This window comes from Mucilaginibacter sp., assembly GCF_025362475.1.
Classification (GTDB): Bacteria; Bacteroidota; Bacteroidia; order Sphingobacteriales; family Sphingobacteriaceae; genus Mucilaginibacter.
The window spans coordinates 1-15769 of sequence record NZ_JANYGH010000004.1 but is presented as its reverse complement, the minus strand read 5'-3'; the positions used below and the strand labels follow the sequence as shown (position 1 = coordinate 15769).

Sequence of the window (15769 nt, the reverse complement as noted above, 5' to 3'; positions counted from 1 at the left end):
TATAGTATTACCGTTGATTAGTATCATAACATAAACTTTCAAAAAAAATGAACACGATACCAGAAATTGCCAATCGCTTAGCTTCATTATGCAACGAGCTTAAATTTGTTGAAGCATATACCGAATTATTTGCTGACAATGCAGTAAGCATTGATCCGAATAATAAAAACGAGCCAATAATTGGTCTTCATAAGCTCATTGAATATGAAAATCAATTTCTTGCAAAAGTAGAAATCCATGATATCAAAGTATCCGAAGCTATTTTTGCAGGAAGCTACTTCAGTTTAATTTTTTCTATGAGTTTCACGGTGAAGGGGCAGGGAAATAAATTAGTTGAAGAGGTTTGTGTTTATAAAGTTGAAAACGGAAAAATTGTTAGCCAGCAGTTTTTTATAGGTTAATTAGCTGGCTGCCATCAAAATAAAAGCGGGTTATGCATTTGCACAACCCGCTTTTACATTAAGTTAAAATTTTATAATTATTCAATAACGCTTACTTTAAGCATATTGGTTTTACCTTGTTTAATAATTGGGGTTGCAGCTGTATTTATCACTACATCACCTGATTTAATTAAGTCTGCTGCCTTCAGTATGTTATTTACATCGCTGATTGTTTCGTCGGTACTATTCAATCTATCGTAGTAAAAAGAACGTACTCCCCAAACAAGGCTAAGAGCGTTTAGTAACTGCTTGTTGGCTGTAAATATATAAGTACTTGCTTTAGGCCTGTGGCTCGAGATCTGGAACGCGGTGTAACCAGAAGTTGTCATAGATACAATACCTACCGCATTGCTGTTTTGTGCAAGGTGAACTGCAGACTCACAAACTGTATTGCTCAGGTAATCTGGCGATGCAGGATCAGAGTTTACTTCTTTAGATGAATTAAAGTTATAACCTAACTCTTCAACGTTGCGTACAATTTTGGCCATAGTTTCAATAACTATCACCGGGAACTCACCAACAGATGTTTCACCGCTTAGCATCACAGCATCGGCGCCATCCAATACAGAGTTGGCAACGTCATTAACCTCGGCACGGGTTGGGCGCGGGGTAGTGATCATTGACTCCAGCATCTGGGTTGCAACAATTACCGGTTTTGATGCAGCGCGGCATTTGCGGGCTATCATCTTCTGCAGCAATGGCACTTCTTCCAAAGGCATTTCAACTCCAAGATCACCACGGGCTACCATTACACCATCTGTAGCGGCAATAATTTCATCAATGTTATCAATAGCTTCCGGTTTTTCAACTTTAGCTATTACCCTTGCGGCTTTACCGCTTTTAGCAATAATTTCTTTTAATTCAATAATATCCTGGCCGGTACGTACAAATGATAAACCAATCCATTCCACATCATATTTTAATGCAAACTGCAGGTTAATCAAATCCTCTTCTGTTAAGCTTGGGATAGATACCTTAGTATTTGGAAGATTAACGCCTTTACGTGATGTTAAAATACCACCATGCACAACTTCGCATATAACAGTATCTAACCTGTTGGTTTCAATTACCCTTAACTGCAGCTTACCGTCATCAAGCAAAATAATTTCGTCTGCCTGTACATCCTGCGGGAAAGTATCATAAGTAATGTAGATCTGCTCATCATTACCAATACATTCCTGGGTAGTAATTTTAATCTGTGTACCGTTAACTAAATGAATACCGCCATCTTTTACTAAACCAATACGGATTTTGGGGCCCTGTAAATCAGCTAATATTCCAACATTGGTTTTATATTCCTCGTTGATTTCTCTGATGGTATCAATAACAGCTTTGTGGTCTTCGGGGCGTCCGTGCGAAAAATTAAGGCGACAAACGTTTACGCCGGCTTTTATCATTGCTAATAAAACTTCTTTTTTAGCTGATGCCGGGCCCATCGTGGCAACAATCTTAGTACGATTATAATATAATTTCATATTGTTCTGGTTAATCTGGCTACGTATTCACATTTAGGTGTAATACCAACACTTTTAAAATTTTGCGCTAAAATAACAGATTTTCCCGTGATTTTATTTTTTTCGGATCAATCTTTACTGCAGCAACAATTTCGGGTATCTTATTTAGGGTTGATATCAGGTTGTCAAGGTCATTATCATCAATATAATTCCTGATCATTAAAAAATAATCAGCACGCTTAATTTCGGGCACTAAATAGCCCTCAGAGCCTTTATTGGCAATAAAATAAAAATCTGTCTCGGTGGTTTCCCAGCTATAATGGTACTTTGAGAACAAAACAGGTTCACTCCCCTGCTGAATATCAACAGACAGATCCTCCGTTTTCACAAAATTAAAATTTAAAAACTTATTGATAAGATAACATACGCGGTAATCTTTTAATGAAGTTGTTACCGCAATTAGCACAAAATCAAAATCGATCTCAAACTTTAAAAATTTCCTGTTCAAAATCATTACTTTTACACCGTCAAAAATACAAATCGAAACCGTTCGAATAAAATTTTGTTATCGAATTATATTGTAAAAGTTTTTAGATTTGATTATTGACAGAATTTATTTTTCTTTGCACTGAATTTTTATTAATCATTAAACTATAAAGACTATGTCTGATATCGCTTCAAGAGTAAAAGCTATTATCGTAGAAAAACTGGGTGTTGACGAAAGTGAAGTAACACCAGAAGCGAGTTTCACCAATGACCTTGGTGCCGACTCGTTAGACACCGTGGAATTAATCATGGAGTTTGAAAAAGAATTTAACGTGGCTATTCCTGACGATCAGGCTGAAACTATCGGTACTGTAGGTCAGGCTGTTGCTTACCTTGAAAAAAACGTTAAATAAGACTCCCTAACTGGATTAAATGGAGTTCAAAAGAGTTGTAGTAACCGGGCTTGGAGCACTTACTCCAATTGGTAATACCGTTTCAGAATATTGGAATGGTTTGATCAATGGGGTAAGTGGCGCTGCCTTTATCAAAAGTTTTGATACCACACATTTCAAAACTAAGTTCGCATGTGAAGTGAAGGGCTTCGATGCGGATGGTTTTTTGGGTCGTAAAGATGCCCGTAAATTAGATCCGTTTGTACAATACGCACTTTTCGCAACAGAAGAGGCCGTAAAAGACGCAGGATTGGATTTTAGCAAATTAGATACCAGCCGTATAGGCGTTATCTGGGGATCGGGGATCGGTGGTTTAAAAACGTTTTTGGATGAAGTTGTAAACTTTGCCAAAGGCGACGGAACACCACGTTTTAACCCGTTCTTTATCCCTAAAATGATTGCAGATATTGCCCCAGGCCATATTTCAATCAAATACGGATTGCGCGGACCAAATTTTTCAACTGTTTCTGCATGTGCATCATCAAACAATTCGCTTATTGATTCTTTTAACTATATCCGTTTGGGTAAAGCTAATATGTTTATAAGCGGTGGTTCTGAAGCCATTATCAACGAAGCAGGTATCGGCGGTTTTAACGCTATGCATGCATTATCAACCCGTAATGATGACCCGTCAACGGCATCGCGTCCGTTTGATCTGGACAGGGATGGTTTTGTAGCCGGCGAAGGCGCAGGTACCATAATTTTAGAAGAACTGGAGCATGCAAAAGCCCGTGGCGCTAAAATTTATGCCGAAATGATGGGTGGCGGTATGAGTGCCGATGCTTATCATATGACAGCACCTCACCCGGATGGGCTTGGCGCGGCACTTGTTATGCGTGCAGCCCTGGAAGATGCTAACCTTACCCCTGCAGATATCGACTATGTGAATGTTCACGGAACATCAACACCAATAGGCGATCCGCAGGAAATTAAAGCTATACAGGATGTTTTTGGCGACGATATTTACCGTATAAATATCAGCTCAACCAAATCAATGACAGGCCATTTACTTGGTGCTGCCGGCGCGGTTGAAGCAATTGCCTCTATTTTGGCTTTAAAGAATGGTATAATACCCCCTACTATTAACCATTTTACCGATGATCCTTCTTTTGATCCTAAAATTAATTTCACCTTCAATAAAGCACAGCATAGGGATATTAATATAGTTCAAAGCAATGGTTTTGGTTTCGGCGGCCATAATGCTTCTGTGATATTTAAGAAATACGAAGATTAATTGTGGTTTAATGCCTATCAATCGGTTTTACAAGCTTTATATATCGCCCAATAGAAAATACGTTAAGGTTTTGAATAATTTGCTCGGTTTTGTGCCGGGCAATTTGTCATTATACCGTTTGGCATTCCGACACAAATCTGTTGCCCAAAACGTAAAAAAGGGCGTAAAAAACAGTAATGAACGCCTGGAGTTTTTGGGCGATGCAGTACTCGGCAGTGTTGTGGCCGAGGTACTTTTTAAACTCTACCCTTATGAAGATGAGGGCTTTTTAACGGAGTTGCGCTCAAAAATTGTGAGCCGTAACAATCTGAACCAGCTTGGCCGCAAGCTGGGTTTTGATAAATTAATTGAGTATGATAACCGAATGCTGAATTCAAGCAGGCAGGGATCATTACTTGGCGATGCCTTTGAAGCTTTAATTGGTGCTGTTTATTTGGATAAGGGGTATGATTTTACCAAAAACTTCCTGATAAACCACATCATCAAATCGCACATTGATATTCACAAGCTGGAGCAAACCGAAACTAACTTTAAAAGTAAATTAATTGAATGGTGCCAGCGTCATGGCCGCGATATTACTTTTGAACTGGTAACCAACCAGGAGGGCGAGAACGCTAAACTTTTTACAGTACAGGCCCTTGTTGATGGCGATGTAATGGGATCTGGCAAAGAATTTAGTAAAAAGAATGCCGAAAAGCTTGCAGCCGAAAAAGCCTGCGAAGCTTTAAGTATCTAAATACAATTTACTTATTAGTGTTTCCCCGGCGAGGATAACTTGGTTGAATCGGGCTTGATGAAAGTTGGCGAATTAAGCAATTCTAATTTATCTTTCTCACCGCTGTTATTATAGTACTCAAATGATTTTTGGGTATGTTGAATCAGGTCGTAATCATTCCAGCCTTTCAGGTCATCAAACGTTGGCGTATAATAATTCATGAACCGCTGCGCCAGCGTATCAGATTTTAATTTAGTTATTTGCCTTACAAAGGCTACGGTATATCGCCTGTTTATTTCAGCCTGCTCTAATTCCCCTTTTGAAAACTGGGCAAAACGCCTTGCCCGGTTAGGAGTTTTACCAAATAGCTCATAAATACCCGTTATAGGGTTGGTTATAAATGAAGTTACCGGCGGCTTACCATTGTAAAACGTACCCTGTTTACGGTAATCACCCATTATTTCATTCAGCTCCTGCCGTTTGGTTTGGCCGGTAATTTTAACTTCCTTTAGTACAACCTGGGGTTGCAGGTAAACAGGCATATCGCTATTATTAAGCACCTCTATTTTTTGAGGGGTGAAATTTTCCTTCGAAAAAAGCAGCGTATCACCAACAGATACTTTTATGGAGAACCATCCAAGATCATCGCTGGTAATTAAAGTGTTAGTTTGTAAATCTTTGATCATCACCTGACCAACACGCTCGGGCGTGTTTTTTTTGGAGATAACCCCTTTAAGGGTAAATTCCTGTGCTGATGCATTTAAAACAAAGCAAAAGCAAACGAGTAACTGCAGGGTAAAACGAATGCGCATTAATACTTATAAGAACGTAAAGATAGCCAGAGTATTTTAAACTAATTGTGAAAAAGTGTTAAAGTTGGAGGAGTCCGAAAGTCGGGACAGTCTGAAAGTCCGAAAGTAGCACCAAATGATAGTAGTACTTTTACCCAAATAAACGGACCAAAATCTTTCCGACTTTCGGACTTTCTGACTTTTCAGACTTTCCGACTAAAACCCTATCTTTGCGCATGATAAAATCCATGACAGGGTATGGAATTGCCAGTTTTGATTCGGGTAATACAAAATATACCGTTGAGATCAAATCCCTGAACAGTAAGTTTCTTGAACTTTCACTCCGTTTGCCCAAAATATTTTCTGAAAAAGAATTTCAGCTGCGTAACGATTGCAGTAAGCTGATAGAGCGCGGTAAAGTGAACCTATCCATTAATGTTGAGCAGGTAAATGCTTCTATTAAAGCCGCAGGTATTGATAAGGTTTTATTAAAACACTACTACCAACAACTTAAAGATGTAAGCCAGGAGCTTAACGAGCCAACATCAAACCTGTTACAACTTGCTTTAGGCTTGCCCGAAGTTGTTAAATATGATGATGAAACTGTATCTGAAGATGAATGGAAACAGGTAGAAAAAACATTTCAGCAGGCCCTGGCCTCTTTTCAGCAATTTAGGGCTGATGAAGGAAATGTACTGGAGAATGATGTAAAATACCGCATTAATATCATCCTCAAAAATCTGGAGCTGGTTGAGTTAGAAGATCCTAAACGTGTACCACTCATCCGCGAAAGACTTAACTCATTTTTGGCCGAAGCAACCAATCGCGAAGCAATTGACCAGAACCGTTTTGAGCAGGAGCTGATTTATTACATCGACAAGCTGGATATTACCGAAGAAAAAATAAGACTAAAAACGCATTGCGAATATTTCATTGAAACACTTAAAAACGCCGATGCCAATGGCAAAAAGCTGGGTTTCATCTCACAGGAGATCGGTCGCGAGATAAATACCCTTGGCTCAAAAGCTAATGATGCCAACATCCAAAAATTGGTTGTAGGCATGAAAGAAGAACTGGAAAAAATTAAAGAACAACTATTAAACGTATTATAATTTATTGGTTCACTGGCTCATTAGTTCATTGGTAGCAAGCTGGTGACTATGCGCTATCAACGAACCAATGAACTAATGAGCTAATAAACTAATGGACCAAGAAGGTAAACTCATCATATTTTCGGCCCCTTCCGGAGCAGGCAAAACTACTATTGTACATCATTTGTTGAGTATAATTCCTGAATTGGAATTTTCCATTTCGGCAACTACACGCCAGGCACGCGGCGATGAGGAAGATGGTAAAGATTACTATTTTATTAGTTTAGCTGAGTTTACACACCGGATTGCAAAAAAGCAATTTGTAGAATTTGAAGAAGTTTACACCGGTACATTTTATGGCACCCTGCGTACCGAAATTGAACGAATCTGGGCAAAAGGCAAAACCGTAATCTTTGATATCGACGTTGAAGGCGGCCTTCACCTTAAACGTAAATACGACGGGCAGGCACTTGCAATATTTGTACAACCCCCATCATTGGAGGTTTTAATAGAGCGATTAACCGGCCGTGGCACTGATAGTGAAGAAAAACTGCGCGAACGCTTTGCAAAAGCCGAAAAAGAACTAAAATACGCCCCTCAATTTGATATTATCCTCAAAAATTACGATCTTGAAACGGCTTGTGCAGAAGCAAAGGAGCTGGTGAGTAGTTTTATTAGATAGTTTGCAGTATTCTGTTTGCAGTTAGCAGCTTAAAATGGGGAGTTATAAAGATCTATTGTTGTATAAAAAGAGTTTCTCCCTCGCTATGGAAATTTTTGCAATTACAAAACTCTTTCCAAAAGAAGAAACATATTCACTAACAGATCAGATCCGCAGATCATCCCGCTCAGTAAATATTTGCACTATTGAAGCTTATCGTAAGCGCAGGTTTCCAAATCATTTTGTAAGCAAATTAACTGATGTAGATATGGAAAATAGTGAAACACAAGGATGGCTGGAGTTTTCATTGGCCTGTAACTATATTAAAAAAGAAACTTATGATAGTTTATTTGCACAGTCAGACGAAATAGGGCGTATTACACAATATATGATAAATAACCCTGAAAAGTTTGGAGCAGGTGAAAATGCTGCTAAGTAACCAGCAACTAATATTTGCTAAACTGAAAACCGTTGAACAAAAACTGCAAACTGCCAACCGTTAACTGCTAACTGAAATGAAGATAGGCTTACTGTTCGGTTCATTTAATCCCATACACATAGGGCATCTTATCATCGCCAATTACATGGCCAACCATACAACCTTAGATAAGGTTTGGCTGGTGGTATCGCCGCAAAATCCCCTCAAAAAGTATGGCGACCTGATAAACACTTACGACAGGTTGGAAATGGCCCGGTTGGCTACTGATAATGCTACCAATATAACTGTAAGCGATGTAGAATTGAGGTTACCACAGCCATCATACACCATTGATACCTTAACCCACCTTAAAGAAAAATATCCAGAGCATGAGTTTGCGCTTATTATGGGGTCTGACAACCTGGGCACCCTGCACAAGTGGAAAAATTATAAACTCATCCTGCGCGATTACCGCATATTTGTATACCCCCGCCCCGGCTACGAAAATGCCGAGCTGGCCAATCATCCATCTGTAACCATTACCATGACCCCACTCATGGAACTATCCGCAACATTCATCCGCAAGTCCATCTCCGAAAAAAAGAACGTACAATATTTTGTACCCGATCCGGTTTTGAAGTTTATTGAGAGCAAGAGTTTGTATAAGTAAAATCGTATATTTATAAAAAGGAGATTGCCATGCTTACCAAAAACAAAGTGAAAGAATTGATTGACCACATGCCGGAAACATTTTCTGTGGATGATTTGGTAGATAAAGTAATTTTGCTGCAAAAAATTGAAGTGGGTGAAAAGGAAATTGAAAATGGAGAAGGTATAGACTGGGAGGACATGAAAAAGGAAATGGATCTGTGGCTAAAATAACGATCTCTAAAACTGCCCGGTCAGATCTGAAAGACATCATTGACTACATAAAACGCGATTCTATCAGATACGCATATTTGGAAAAAGTTAAAATTGAAGGTACTATAAACAGGCTGATCCTTCAACCGTTTATTGGGCGGGTCGTTCCGGAATTAGAAAATTAAAACTATCGAGAGCTTATTTTTCAAAATTATAGGATCATTTACAAAATTCAATCTGAAGACCATATCTATATTTTATCTATCCACCACCACTCAAGATCAACATCTAATAATCCTGCCTTTCGGCCCGAAGACTGATTTTCAGCCATGCTCAATAAAGAAAAAGTAAAAGAATGTCTTGTGGACATGCCACGAAAATTCTCTACTTATGAGTTTATTGCCCCTGTTATTTTAATGCAAAAAATTGAAATAGCTCGCCAACAATATAAAAACGGTCAGTTTTTAACGGAAGATGAATTAGACAGAGAGATTAATAGCTGGGTATCATAAAAATCCGTCGTCCGAAAATCCTTGCTCATCCCTCCAAAATATCTCCATCATCCAAAAATCCATGCTCCTTTGTCCAAAAATCCTTATTCTATTCCACTATCTTTGTTCCTGTGAGCGAGAAAACCATACTTAAATTACAGCTACCAACAGATCCGCTTTGGGTTAAAAATGTGGTAGAAAGCAATATTGAAGAACTTTTAACAGATCATGCCTATTGCGAGCAAAAGGCGGCCACCAATGGTATCACGCTGATTGTTCAAAACCCTAATTTGTCTGATCTGGTGCAGGAAATGATTGCTTTGGTGCAGGAAGAAATGGATCACTTTAAACGGGTACATGAAATTATTGTAGCACGAGGTTTTGTACTGGGCAAAGAGCGCAAGGATAATTATGTGAACGAGTTGCGTAAGTTTATCATCATAGGTGGCGGCCGCGAAGCGCAGCTGATTGATCGCTTATTGTTTTCGGCCATGATAGAGGCCCGCAGTTGCGAGCGCTTTAAGGTACTGTCAGAAAACATAAATGATAACCAGCTGTCAACGTTTTACCACGAACTGATGATCAGCGAGGCCACACACTATTCTATGTTTATTCGCCTGGCCAAAAAATACGCGGTGGAGATAGATGTTGACAAACGCTGGAAAGAGTTCCTGGAATATGAAGCCGGTGTGATACAAAACTACGGCAAAAGCGAAACCATACACGGGTAATTCGTCTATACAAATAGCCTGATTATCGATACTTTTATTATTGCAGATACTTAAACTTTTACTTTGTATATGTCGCGATTTAGGGCTTTCTCGATAGTAATACATATTGCGGGATGGCTGTTGTTTATGGCCCTGCCACTGGTATTTTTAAATGGCAGAGGGCATGATAATGCAACCTGGTTATTATTGACGCAACCCTATTACTGGTTGTTCTGCCTTACGTATATCTTTCTTTTTTACATTAATGCCAACCTGTTTATTCCAAAGCTTTTTTTAAAGAAAAAGTATTTGACTTACAGCATCATAATCCTGGTGTTATTATCCTGCATTTTTTATTTAAAGCCATTTGACAGGTTACTTCGCAGCAACGAAAGCCATCTGCAAGCAAAAGAGCAGCAATCATTACGGCCGCCTTTAAGCCAAAACGGTCCTGATGGGCCTCCTCGCCCATTCAAACCACGTCACCACCACGGGCCTCCTTTGGATATTGCCAGCCTGTTTATTTTCCTGATGATTGTAGCCATAAGCACCGCTATTAAAACCATACAGCAATTGCAGCTTACCGAGCAACGAATTATCCGTGCCGAAGCCGATAAAACAACGGCCGAGCTTTCATCATTAAAAGCACAGATTAACCCGCACTTTTTGTTTAACACACTCAATAACATCTACACCCTTATCGTTACACAAGACGACAATGCGGCAGAGAGCGTGATGAAGTTATCCAACATTATGCGTTACGTAACCGAGGATGTTGCGACGGATTTTGTGCCCCTGCAAAGCGAACTCGACTGCATTAACGATTATATTGAATTACAACGATTACGCATGGGTAAAAATACAGAAGTGCATTTTTCATTACATGGTAATACAACCGGTAAAAGAATAGCGCCACTGGTATTAATGACCTTTGTAGAAAACGTATTTAAATATGGTATCAGCAATCACGAAAAATCGGTTATCAACATTAAGGTAGATACAAATGATAAACATATTGCTTTATTTTGTAAAAACCGGATCTTTAACAACCGCGACGAAAACCAAAGTACGGGCATAGGCATCAAAAACACCAAACAACGGTTGGCCCATTTATATCCCGGCAAGCATTTATTAAACATAAGCAACCAGGATGGTTATTATACCGTTCGGCTTAGCTTACAAACTTAAAACCCATGGTGTTAAAATGCATTGCAATTGATGATGAGCCCCTGGCGCTAAAATTAATCAGCGGGTATGTATCACGTTTTCCGTCGTTACAACTTATCCAAACGTTTGATGATGCCATATCAGGTGCCGAGTTTTTGAAAACCAAAACAGTAGATCTGCTCTTTATTGATATCAACATGCCCGATATTACTGGGATCGATTTGGTTCGTTCTCTTGCAGTAAAGCCGATAGTGATTTTCACCACCGCCTACAAAAATTTCGCTTACGAAGGCTTTGAGCTGGAAGCACTTGATTACATCCTAAAGCCTATTGATTTTAAACGCTTTGAAAAGGCAGTTGAAAAAGCCATCGATTACTATCGGTACAAAAACCAACCCGCAACAGAACAAGCCGAAGAAAGCCTTTATGTATACTCGGAATACCGGATGGTAAAAATCGAACTGAGTGCTATTGAATATATTGAAAGCATGGAGGATTATATCAAGATCCATTTAACCAATGCCAAAACGGTGCTTACCCTTATGCCCCTAAAAAAGGTGTTGGAGAAATTACCTGCCGATAAATTTCAGCGCATCCACCGCAGTTATATTGTGCCTGTTAACAAAATTCGCTCTATCCAAAACCGCAAGGTTAAACTAAGCGATATTGAGCTGCCGGTAAGCGAAAGCTACCTGGATATTGTTCGTAACTGGATGAAATCCAGGTAAAAAGCCATCTAACCGGCACAGTTCAGCTATTTGCCCGCACCTTTCCAGTTATGTATTATTTCGTTGTAAATTTACTTTAGTAAACAAACCAACTATTACCTAATTAAAACCAACCTAACGGATATGAAAAAAGGAATGGGTTACTTAAGCGCAGTGCTGGTGGTATTCGCTACTGCGTTTACCATTGTCAGTCCCGGCGATGGAACATGGCAATTGCTCACAACAACCAATAAAGCCGAAGCACGCAGCGAATGCGGCTTTGCTGCTGTAAAAGGCAGACTTTATTTATTGGGCGGCGATGCCCCGGCCATGCCGGTTGAGGTTTTAAATCTGACAACAAAAAGCTGGACAAAAAAAGCAGTTGCCCCGGTGATCATGCATCATTTTGAGCCGGTTGTTTATGGCGATAAAATTTATGTACTGGATGCATTTGCTGATAGAAACTATCCCAAACAGGAAGCCCTGGCCAATGTTTACAGCTATAATACTCAAAATGATACCTGGGAGAAAGGCGGAGAGATCCCTGCCGATAGAAGACGGGGTGGCGCAGGCGCTGCAGCATACAATGGCAAGCTATATTTAGTGAACGGCATTTTGCATGGCCACACCAGCGGCACCACCAATATGTTTGATGAGTATGATCCCGCAACACAAAAATGGACTAAGCTACCCGATGCTCCGCATATTCGCGATCACTCTACCGCCACGGTGGTCAACGGAAAGCTATATGCAGTAGGTGGCCGCAACACCAGTTTGCACGACCCTAACAATTTCATGTCGTTTTTTGATAAAACGGTATTGGAGGTAGATTGCTACGATTTTAAGACCGGCAAATGGACAACCCTCGACGCCAAACTCCCCCTGGGTACAGGTGGCGGCACCCTTGTAAACCTTAATAACAACCTGTACTACATAGGTGGCGAACGCGCAACTGCCACCACACCAAACGGCCCGCAAAAGGAAACCTACTACCTTAATTTGGCAAAGCCAGATCAATGGATTCAAACCGGGAGCCTTAACCTGGGTCGTAACGGAACCTGTGCGGCTGTGATTAATAATAAAATTTACCTGGCAGGCGGCTCTGGCGGAGGCCCGGGTGGTCCGCCGCCTGCAAGTGGCGCCAGGCCCACTCCACCAAAAAGCCCTCCGGGTGGTAGTCAGCGTGGTGAAATAGCGGTGGAGATATTCTCCATCAAATAGCTTAATCTATAAGCAAGGGGAGGGTTTATCTATACATTGTGCCGGTTCACCGATACATCGTTGATTAAACAGGCGGCTGGCCGCATCTTTACATCGTTAACCCGGTGGCGTTGCAGGGCAAAGCCGGGTTACAATCCCCCTTTTTTCATAAAGGTTTCGATAAGGCGCCGGGTGTTTTAAATACACAGGCGCCTTTTTTTATAACGCATCACTTCTTTGTAATTAATTTAACCTTTAGGGTGTTAAGGGACTAAATTATTTTAATTTTGCAGCCATAAGCGTTATGGGTAAAAAAGGTGTTTTATTAATTAATTTAGGTACCCCAAACAGTGCTTCAACAGCCGATGTGCGTACCTACCTGAATGAGTTTTTGATGGATCCGCGGGTTATTGATATCAACCCGGTATTACGTACCCTGCTGGTTCGCGGTATAATTGTTCCCTTCAGGGCGCCGAAGTCGGCCAAATTGTACCGGAAGATCTGGAGCGATACTACCGGTTCGCCGTTAATGCACTACAGTATTTTACAGCAGGAAGCATTAACAGCGCGCCTTGGTGATGAATATATAGTTGAGTTGGCCATGCGCTACCAAAACCCCAGCATTGAATCGGCCCTCCAAAGGTTGAAAGATGCTTTGGTTGATGATATCCAGGTGATAGCCCTTTTCCCGCAATATGCATCGGCCAGTACTGGTTCGGTATATGATAAGGTGATGGAACTGCTGATGGAATGGCCTACCAAACCAACCATATCCTTTGTAAATTCGTTCCATGATAATGAATTGATGATCGCTACGTTTGCCGAAAACGGGCGTAAATACGATCCCGAAAAATTCGATCATATCCTGTTCAGCTTTCATGGATTACCCCAAAGGCAATTGATTAAAGCCGATCATACGCATCAACACTGCCTTAAGGCTAATGATTGCTGCCAAACCCTTACCGATGCCAATAAGTTTTGCTATTCGGCCCAATCGCACCATACCGCGCAGCTGATTGCCCAAAAGCTCAATATCCCCAAAGAAAAATATACCATCTGTTTCCAATCGCGCCTGGGTAACGACCCATGGGTACAGCCCTACACCAGCGAAATTGTAGCCAAATTAGCCAAAGAAGGCAAAAAAAGCCTCCTGGTATTTTGCCCCGCCTTTGTAGCCGATTGCCTGGAAACAGTATACGAAGTAACCACCGAATACGGTGATGAATTTAAAGCACTCGGCGGCGAAAGAGTCCAGCTTGTTGAAAGCTTGAATGATGCACCAATGTGGATAGATGCGCTGGAGAAAATGGTTAGGGATAACCATATATCCGGGTAAAAGACAAAACGAATTTTAAATCCTCTTTGTCATGCTGAGGAACGAAGCATCTATTCGCGAAATGTGCAGGCTTACTACGCATGTCGGCAAATAGATGCTTCACTATGTTCAGGATGACAAAACACTAAAAAAAACCGTCATTGCGAGGAACGAAGCAATCTCCGAACTATACAGGGAGGAGAGGCGTGGCGTATACTTAGCATCTGGGCCACAAGGGTAACTTATCTCCACCACGTCATTGCGAGTTTTAAAACCCAGTGGGCACTGAAGGGGAAATGACGATTTAAAAGGTGTGTCATCCTGAACGCAGTGAAGGATCTATTCCCAGACTTTACAGGGCGAATAACAGCCCCTTCACTCCGTTCAGGATGACAAAAAGTTTTTTTTTCAAAAAAACGTCATAGGTAGGAACGAAGCAATCCCAGACTACACAGGGAGGAGAGGCATGACGCATACTTTAGCACGCGGACCACAACGGTGGACCCTTGCGGTAGCGGGTGCAAAAGAGAATCTCCAAAGGCATGGCGGGAATTTTAGGAATCAAACTCGAGGACCTCTGATTAATCGAAAGGAAAAAATTAAGACTTTCAAACAAAGCACCAGTAATTAAAGATGATTGACATATTGAAATTTTTAGATAGCTATCGGCTTTTCGGGGAAAAAAGACTTGAAAATGGCACATATCTAATAGGAAAAGCTCCGCATATTGCTCCAAATGCTTGGTTGCATTCGATATATTCGGGTTTAAATCTAAATGAGATAAAGGAATTGGAAAATATCCTTGGTAAACTTATTCCGGAAGGTTACAGATCTTTTTTAGAGAAAAGTAATGGATTAAAAATATTTAATACAACATTTTGTCTGGATGGATTGAGACGTAGTTCCAGTAGAGGGCTTGATGATGTTTGGCAGCCCTTTGATATTAGAACTCCTAATATATCCGAGCGGCCAAAAAATGCTTTAGATTACTTTTTTTTCATAGGGGGATACGATTGGGACGGATCATTGCTTTACATTGATACACACACTGAAAAGATTCATTTGTGTAATAGAGATAATGCCGATTCCTTATATGAGTGGAATGATTTTGAACGTATGTTAGAATCGGAAATACTTCGTATTATAAATCTATTTGATAGTCAAGGCAAGGAAATAGATCCCCGTATTAGCACTTTGCCAACTTTATAATGAGAGTAAATATGCCTCAACTTGAGCAAAGTATGCAGCGGATGAAAAGAGCGCGGCGTACTTGTGCCATATCCATCATAAAAGAGCACAAAAGGTCACAAAAAAACTTTTCTACCGGATTATAGCGTAGCTACATTCTTTTGAAAGAAGTCTTTCATCCCCAGCTACCGCAAGCGTTTTCGCTGCCGCAAGGGTCTTCCCTTGTGGCACGCTGTACAGAGACACCTTGTCTTGTCCTAAAATAGGTTTACAGTTTAATTGATAAATCCTGTTATACGTTTACAATATTTATTAGTCCTAAAATAGGTTTACAAATCCACATTTTGAGTTTTATAATAACTCTTCCAGGTTCGCTCTACTTCCAGGT

The 15769-nt window shown here is 40.4% G+C and carries 19 protein-coding genes and 1 pseudogene; 17 read left to right on the top strand and 3 right to left on the bottom strand.

The window, feature by feature from the left end:
- Positions 1-47: 47 nt before the first annotated feature.
- Positions 48-401: a nuclear transport factor 2 family protein gene (locus Q0R88_RS01860; protein ID WP_295711615.1), complete on the top strand. Its 354-nt coding sequence runs from the start codon at positions 48-50 to the stop codon at positions 399-401.
- Between the two features lie 77 nt (positions 402-478).
- On the opposite strand, the gene pyk is transcribed toward Q0R88_RS01860, so the two are convergent.
- Both pyk and Q0R88_RS01850 read right to left on the bottom strand, forming a co-directional pair.
- Complete coding sequence (gene pyk, locus Q0R88_RS01855; RefSeq protein ID WP_295711614.1) at positions 479-1915, bottom strand: pyruvate kinase; 1437 nt, start codon at positions 1913-1915, stop codon at positions 479-481.
- A gap of 67 nt (positions 1916-1982) precedes the next feature.
- Positions 1983-2408 carry an IPExxxVDY family protein gene (locus Q0R88_RS01850; RefSeq protein ID WP_295711612.1) on the bottom strand — a complete coding sequence of 142 codons (426 nt, stop codon included), beginning with the start codon at positions 2406-2408 and terminating at the stop codon, positions 1983-1985.
- A gap of 148 nt (positions 2409-2556) precedes the next feature.
- Between Q0R88_RS01850 and Q0R88_RS01845 the strand changes: the two genes are divergently transcribed.
- Genes Q0R88_RS01845 through rnc form a run of 3 tightly spaced genes read left to right on the top strand, consistent with a single transcriptional unit; the run spans position 2557 to position 4802 of the window.
- Positions 2557-2793: an acyl carrier protein gene (locus tag Q0R88_RS01845; protein ID WP_031266521.1), complete on the top strand. Its 237-nt coding sequence runs from the start codon at positions 2557-2559 to the stop codon at positions 2791-2793.
- A 19-nt stretch (positions 2794-2812) separates the two neighbouring features.
- Entirely contained in the window at positions 2813-4066 is a 1254-nt protein-coding gene (fabF, locus tag Q0R88_RS01840; protein WP_295711611.1) for a beta-ketoacyl-ACP synthase II, read from the top strand.
- 10 nt (positions 4067-4076) lie between these two features.
- Positions 4077-4802: a ribonuclease III gene (rnc, locus tag Q0R88_RS01835; RefSeq protein WP_295711609.1), complete on the top strand. Its 726-nt coding sequence runs from the start codon at positions 4077-4079 to the stop codon at positions 4800-4802.
- Between the two features lie 14 nt (positions 4803-4816).
- On the opposite strand, the gene Q0R88_RS01830 is transcribed toward rnc, so the two are convergent.
- Entirely contained in the window at positions 4817-5593 is a 777-nt protein-coding gene (locus tag Q0R88_RS01830; RefSeq protein ID WP_295711607.1) for a hypothetical protein, read from the bottom strand.
- 215 nt (positions 5594-5808) lie between these two features.
- Here Q0R88_RS01830 and Q0R88_RS01825 point away from each other — a divergent pair, with 215 nt between their 5' ends.
- The 13 genes and pseudogenes from Q0R88_RS01825 to Q0R88_RS01770 all read left to right on the top strand — a co-directional run bounded on the left by Q0R88_RS01825 (position 5809) and on the right by Q0R88_RS01770 (position 15402).
- The gene (locus Q0R88_RS01825; protein ID WP_295711605.1) at positions 5809-6684 is read left to right on the top strand and encodes a YicC/YloC family endoribonuclease; all 876 of its coding nucleotides are present in this window, start codon (positions 5809-5811) and stop codon (positions 6682-6684) included.
- 91 nt (positions 6685-6775) lie between these two features.
- Positions 6776-7345 carry a guanylate kinase gene (gmk, locus tag Q0R88_RS01820; protein ID WP_295711603.1) on the top strand — a complete coding sequence of 190 codons (570 nt, stop codon included), beginning with the start codon at positions 6776-6778 and terminating at the stop codon, positions 7343-7345.
- A gap of 34 nt (positions 7346-7379) precedes the next feature.
- Positions 7380-7763 (top strand): four helix bundle protein, encoded by a 384-nt coding sequence (locus Q0R88_RS01815; protein WP_295711602.1) that lies wholly within the window; start codon positions 7380-7382, stop codon positions 7761-7763.
- A 76-nt stretch (positions 7764-7839) separates the two neighbouring features.
- Positions 7840-8412, top strand: a complete 573-nt coding sequence (gene nadD / locus Q0R88_RS01810) for a nicotinate (nicotinamide) nucleotide adenylyltransferase (RefSeq protein WP_295711600.1) — start codon at positions 7840-7842, stop codon at positions 8410-8412.
- A gap of 29 nt (positions 8413-8441) precedes the next feature.
- Positions 8442-8624 carry a hypothetical protein gene (locus Q0R88_RS01805; RefSeq protein WP_295711598.1) on the top strand — a complete coding sequence of 61 codons (183 nt, stop codon included), beginning with the start codon at positions 8442-8444 and terminating at the stop codon, positions 8622-8624.
- Positions 8612-8923, top strand: a pseudogene (locus Q0R88_RS27140) (type II toxin-antitoxin system RelE/ParE family toxin). The gene Q0R88_RS01805 and the pseudogene Q0R88_RS27140 overlap by 13 nt, the downstream one beginning before the upstream one ends.
- A gap of 9 nt (positions 8924-8932) precedes the next feature.
- Entirely contained in the window at positions 8933-9115 is a 183-nt protein-coding gene (locus Q0R88_RS01800; RefSeq protein WP_295711597.1) for a hypothetical protein, read from the top strand.
- 110 nt (positions 9116-9225) lie between these two features.
- Positions 9226-9825 carry a tRNA-(ms[2]io[6]A)-hydroxylase gene (locus tag Q0R88_RS01795; RefSeq protein WP_295711595.1) on the top strand — a complete coding sequence of 200 codons (600 nt, stop codon included), beginning with the start codon at positions 9226-9228 and terminating at the stop codon, positions 9823-9825.
- Positions 9826-9894: 69 nt separating this feature from the next.
- The gene (locus Q0R88_RS01790; protein WP_295711593.1) at positions 9895-10992 is read left to right on the top strand and encodes a sensor histidine kinase; all 1098 of its coding nucleotides are present in this window, start codon (positions 9895-9897) and stop codon (positions 10990-10992) included.
- Between the two features lie 5 nt (positions 10993-10997).
- Positions 10998-11699 carry a LytTR family DNA-binding domain-containing protein gene (locus Q0R88_RS01785; RefSeq protein WP_295711591.1) on the top strand — a complete coding sequence of 234 codons (702 nt, stop codon included), beginning with the start codon at positions 10998-11000 and terminating at the stop codon, positions 11697-11699.
- Between the two features lie 123 nt (positions 11700-11822).
- The gene (locus tag Q0R88_RS01780) at positions 11823-12899 is read left to right on the top strand and encodes a kelch repeat-containing protein (RefSeq protein WP_295711589.1); all 1077 of its coding nucleotides are present in this window, start codon (positions 11823-11825) and stop codon (positions 12897-12899) included.
- Between the two features lie 283 nt (positions 12900-13182).
- Complete coding sequence (gene hemH, locus Q0R88_RS01775; protein WP_295711587.1) at positions 13183-14214, top strand: ferrochelatase; 1032 nt, start codon at positions 13183-13185, stop codon at positions 14212-14214.
- Between the two features lie 612 nt (positions 14215-14826).
- Positions 14827-15402, top strand: coding sequence for an SMI1/KNR4 family protein (locus Q0R88_RS01770; RefSeq protein WP_295711585.1), 576 nt, complete (start codon positions 14827-14829; stop codon positions 15400-15402).
- Positions 15403-15769: the final 367 nt, after the last annotated feature.